A 3,836-nucleotide genomic window follows, 5' to 3' on the forward strand; every position below is an offset into this window, starting at 1 on the left:
TCGCCTACTTAAGAAAATCCTCGCGGATTTTCTATTCGGTTTTTATTTACTAAATTAGTTGCTTAAACACACCACTAATCATACACAAAACCGTTGGCAAACATTAGATGAAAACCCAAACAATAAAAAAAGGTTGTGGAATAATATTAATAATTCTGATAGTTTTAATTATCGGATTTTTTTGGGCTTTTAATGAAGCGTTTGGAGAAAAAAAATATTCTGTGACAATTGAACAAAATATCGGAGGAAAATTAATCTGTGATGTAACATATTCTGCCGACCTTCAATCTTGGTATTATTTCATTGATTACAAATATGAGAATCCGAAAGGAGAAATATTTGACTTTGGAAAAGGGCTTTATCAAGGAGTTGAATGGAATGAAAATGATCAACTTTTTGAATTTAAAAACTGGACAATATTACCAACAGAAACTGATTTTGGTTCAATCAAAATAATTTCGTTTGACTTAAAATCAAATAAAAAATCGGAACTTATAATTGAACCTCATTCTATACAAAAAGATAGTATTTGGAAATCAAAAAATATTGAATCAGTACTTATGTGGTCGCCATCAAAAGTGGAACTTGACACAATAAATAAGAATAAAATTAAAGTGAAATATACATTCAGAATTGACCGTGAAAATCCCGACAATTTAGGTACTCGATTAATAGAATATGAATTAGATAGTTTAGACGGAATTCCAAAAATGAAAAGTATAAGAAATAAAAAATAACGATTTGCCAACACCGTGTATAATTCATTGCTAGTTATAGCCTACTTACGAAAGTCCTCGCGGACTTTCTATCTGTGATTTATTTGCTAACTTTAGTGCTTAAACACGCAACGAAATCATACACAACCACGTTGCCACCAATTTGAAAAATGACGATACTACTATTTTCAATATTCCTACTAATAACAATCTTATTGATTAAATATTTTGCTCGCAAAAAGCAGAATATCGGACTGAAAATATTGGTAGGTTTTGGAATTGTAATCGGACTATCTGCTTTGGGATTGAATTCTTTGTTTGACGATTCATTCGGAGCTTCAACGCCAGTTAATGTTCGGACTAAAAATCTGACTGATAAAAAATTAAAAATTTACGCAATAGCATTTTGGAACAATAACTGGAATGGAACTGGAAACTATGTGACTTATGACACAGAGCTAAAACCAAATGAAAATTCTGATTTTTGGTTCGAGAATGATGGGACGACAGAATTCTGGATTGTAGCAAAAAATAGAAATGGCGGAATTGAATACTTGCAAGTTATGACCGAACAAAAAAGTGAATTCGATTTTGAAATAACAGAAAGTAAAAATATCGACTCTGATAAAATTCAAATTGCACAAGAATTGACATTTAAAACGGACAAAAATGAGCGAATGGAAAAGTATGCGATTTGGTCAAATATTGGATTAATAGGACTTCTGATTTTAAGTCTGACAAAAATAAAAACTGGTGGCAATAACTAAGCATTCGTGTGGTCGGTACGACCCAACATGAATGCCGTGTTGACTGAACCGGTGTTGGTCGGTTTGCCTACTATGGGGATTGATTGGATTTAAGATGGGTTTTTAATAGTTGATTTTTTTGTTTGGGAGTATTTGCTTGCTTTATTATTGAAGATTAGAAGTGCAAGATTGGTTTTGCAGTTCCTCTTCGCTTCTTTTCAACGTTTTTCACTCAGTTTCCTTCATTTTTGACCATAGATATCCTGTTGCGCGTGACTTGCGCTTTTTTTTATATAGGTCGTTTTATTTGATTATTGATCTGCTCCAGCCAGTGCCCTGGTGGTCCACGGGCGGTAAAAGTTGCAACGGTAACAAGGTTTCCCTTTTTGCATATTGGACATTTTCGGTGCATCAATGGCCCTGTCTCCCCAAGCTTTGGCATTCCCAGGTCTTTCTGGAGCTGCGGGATCACAGTTCTTTTGTAATAACTGCTCAAAATACCATAATGCCTGATCCGTGTAAATCCCTTGGGCAGGACATGTAGTGCGAAGCGCCTGATGAATTCGGCATCGGGCAGCGCAAGCACAGATTTCTTGCCCCCGTGCCGATAATCCTTTACCATGAACCGTACGTTTCCGCCTTCCAGACCTTTTATCCGATGGTTACTGATGGCAATCTTATGGGTATAGCGGCCCAAGTATTCCACTACCTGTGAAGGCCCCAAGAACGGACGCTTGCAATAGACCACCCAATGATGTTGGAACAGGCTTTGGTAAAAAGAGGGAGGTTGTTGCTTCCCCAGCGCTTTACGCAATCCGGCCACAAATCGAGCCCTGAAGACCTTACTCATTGCCTTTACAGGGAACAGATACTTTCCCTTACTCTTGGCAGGTTTCCATTTGCCCGATCTGGCAATGCCACCCCCGGGAACTATACAGTGCAGGTGCGGGTGCAGCGAAAGGTTCTGCCCCCAAGTGTGCAGGATGGCGACCATTCCCATCCGGCCGCCCAAAAACTTGGGATTGCCACCAAAATCCCGGATAATGCCCCAAGCTGTTTTGAACAGAAGACCGTACGCCAACTTTGGTTCGTACAGACATAACCGGTTCAGCTCCGCAGGTATGGTAAACACTACATGGAAGTAGGGAACCTTCAACAGATCTGCCTCCCTGGCGCGGATCCATTCCTCTTTTTTATGGCCCTGGCACTTCGGACAGTGACGGTTGCGACAACTGTTATAACTAAGGTGCAACCTACCGCAGGTTGGATTCTCACAACGATCGATGTGACCGCCCAAGGCCGAGGTCCGACATTTGCGCAACGCGTGCAGGGTACGTTCTTGCCAGCTATTGGCACAATGAGCGGCAAGGTGCTCCCTGTTTCGCTCCAGGATATGGGCTACTTCATGGACAGGCTTGGACATCCCTATTGGCCATAAAGCCTGTCCAGCGGACTGAACGGCCTTTGCCTGCCCGATTGTGCCACATGGAGGTAGATAAGGGTGGTCTGGATATCTGCATGTCCCAAAAGATCCTTTACGCTCATAATGTCCAGACCCATTTCCAGCAAGTGGGTGGCATAGCTGTGCCGCAGGATATGGGCGGTGATCTCCTTTTGGATGCCACTGTGCCTGCGAGCCTCGCGGACGATCCACTGAACGCCCTGGGAAGAGATCCGGCTCGGTCTGCCTGATTTGTCATTGCCCGTAAAACACCACGTATCCGGGTTTTCTGCCAGGAAGTATCTCTGTAGGCCGCGGACCTGCATTTTGGACAGGGGAACATAACGATCCTTGCGCCCTTTCCCCTGGCGCACGTGCAGCATCATCCTATCAAAATCCAAGTCCTTGCGCTGTAGGTTGCACAGTTCAAAATTGCGAAGTCCACAGCCATAGAGCATGGCCAGGACCAAGCGGTGCTTGAGCAGTTTAGGGGTCTTCAACAGTTGTTTTATCTCTCTTTGGTTCAATACCACCGGGAGTGTCTTGGGACGTTCAATGGAAGGAAGAACCACACGCATCTCGTTCATCCCAAAGAGGCGATAGGCATAGCGAAGCCCGTAGACGGTGTGCTTGAAAAAACTGTCGGATGGCGTCTTGTGCTGCGACTTTAAAACGTGTAGATAGTCCAAGATCTGTTCTTCATCCAGGGCAAGTGGACTACAGTTAAAATGGAGGGCAAGGTGCGCCAGGCAGCGCGCATAGTTGGTAAGGGTACTCTGGCTCTTGCCGGCCAGCTCAACGGAACGCTTTAATTTTTGGTAGAGTTTTGCAAACTCTGGAACGGAAATACAGGCCCTTTCAATGAGGGTGTCGTTTTTTTTTCATAATATTGAGTATTACATTAAACCTTGATCCTAAAGGTAGTGAATCGTG

The 3,836-nt window shown here is 42.5% G+C and carries 4 protein-coding genes; 2 read left to right on the forward strand and 2 right to left on the reverse strand.

Going from position 1 to position 3,836, the window contains the following annotated elements; translation table 11 throughout:
• Positions 1-107: 107 nt before the first annotated feature.
• Together H3Z82_RS19335 and H3Z82_RS19340 are read left to right on the forward strand one after the other, a co-directional pair.
• A complete protein-coding gene (locus H3Z82_RS19335) occupies positions 108-737 on the forward strand; it encodes a hypothetical protein (protein WP_182207102.1) in 630 nt (209 codons plus the stop codon).
• A gap of 149 nt (positions 738-886) precedes the next feature.
• Positions 887-1,483, forward strand: coding sequence for a hypothetical protein (locus tag H3Z82_RS19340; RefSeq protein WP_182207103.1), 597 nt, complete (start codon positions 887-889; stop codon positions 1,481-1,483).
• Positions 1,484-1,751: 268 nt separating this feature from the next.
• Here H3Z82_RS19340 and H3Z82_RS19345 read toward each other — a convergent pair whose 3' ends face one another.
• A complete protein-coding gene (locus H3Z82_RS19345) occupies positions 1,752-2,885 on the reverse strand; it encodes an IS91 family transposase (protein WP_182202983.1) in 1,134 nt (377 codons plus the stop codon).
• Positions 2,886-2,887: 2 nt separating this feature from the next.
• Positions 2,888-3,766 carry a tyrosine-type recombinase/integrase gene (locus H3Z82_RS19350; protein WP_317172476.1) on the reverse strand — a complete coding sequence of 293 codons (879 nt, stop codon included), beginning with the start codon at positions 3,764-3,766 and terminating at the stop codon, positions 2,888-2,890.
• Positions 3,767-3,836 lie beyond the last annotated feature (70 nt).

The sequence above is a fragment of the Gelidibacter maritimus genome (assembly GCF_014062315.1).
In the GTDB taxonomy this organism is placed as follows: Bacteria; Bacteroidota; Bacteroidia; order Flavobacteriales; family Flavobacteriaceae; genus Gelidibacter; species Gelidibacter maritimus.

Bases quoted from the DNA above. Each gene is read 5' to 3' on its own strand.
- H3Z82_RS19345 (WP_182202983.1), bottom strand. From the start codon at position 2,885: ATGTCCAAGCCTGTCCATGAAGTAGCCCATATCCTGGAGCGAAACAGG.
- H3Z82_RS19335 (WP_182207102.1), top strand. From the start codon at position 108: ATGAAAACCCAAACAATAAAAAAAGGTTGTGGAATAATATTAATAATT.
- H3Z82_RS19340 (WP_182207103.1), top strand. From the start codon at position 887: ATGACGATACTACTATTTTCAATATTCCTACTAATAACAATCTTATTG.